The sequence below is a fragment of the Kitasatospora sp. NPDC001683 genome, assembly GCF_053596495.1.
Window position 1 is genome coordinate 1 of sequence record NZ_JBSFGK010000238.1, and the last position, 1,090, is coordinate 1,090.

1 rRNA gene is annotated in these 1,090 nt (G+C 57.1%); it reads right to left on the bottom strand.

The features are described 5' to 3' along the window. Nucleotides 1-1,090 (bottom strand): 23S ribosomal RNA (locus tag ACWCYO_RS40715); the annotation flags it as partial.

Consider the following 1,090-nt stretch of genomic DNA (forward strand, 5'->3'; position numbering starts at 1 on the left):
GGTTCAGCGTTGGCGCTTCAAAGCGGGTACGGGAATATCAACCCGTTGTCCATCGACTACGCCTGTCGGCCTCGCCTTAGGTCCCGACTTACCCTGGGCAGATCAGCTTGACCCAGGAACCCTTGGTCAATCGGCGCAAGAGTTTCCCACTCTTGTATCGCTACTCATGCCTGCATTCTCACTCGTATACCGTCCACGACTCGATTCCTCGGCCGCTTCACCCGGCACACGACGCTCCCCTACCCATCACAGCCCCCGTTAGGAGTATTGCTGCAATGACACGACTTCGGTGGTGTGCTTGAGCCCCGCTACATTGTCGGCGCGGAATCACTTGACCAGTGAGCTATTACGCACTCTTTCAAGGGTGGCTGCTTCTAAGCCAACCTCCTGGTTGTCTCTGCGACTCCACATCCTTTCCCACTTAGCACACGCTTAGGGACCTTAGTCGGTGTTCTGGGCTGTTTCCCTCTCGACCATGGAGCTTATCCCCCACAGTCTCACTGCCACGCTCTCACTTACCGGCATTCGGAGTTTGGCTAAGGTCAGTAACCCGGTAAGGCCCATCGCCTATCCAGTGCTCTACCTCCGGCAAGAAACACGTGACGCTGCACCTAAATGCATTTCGGGGAGAACCAGCTATCACGGAGTTTGATTGGCCTTTCACCCCTAACCACAGGTCATCCCCCAGGTTTTCAACCCTGGTGGGTTCGGTCCTCCACACGGTCTTACCCGCGCTTCAACCTGCCCATGGCTAGATCACTCCGCTTCGGGTCTTGGGCATGCAACTCAACCGCCCTATTCGGACTCGCTTTCGCTACGGCTACCCCACACGGGTTAACCTCGCTACACACCGCAAACTCGCAGGCTCATTCTTCAAAAGGCACGCAGTCACGGCCAGCCGGCAAGCCGACTGACGACGCTCCCACGGCTTGTAGGCACACGGTTTCAGGTACTATTTCACTCCGCTCCCGCGGTACTTTTCACCATTCCCTCACGGTACTATCCGCTATCGGTCACCAGGGAATATTTAGGCTTAGCGGGTGGTCCCGCCAGATTCACACGGGATTTCTCGGGCCCCGTGCTACTTGGG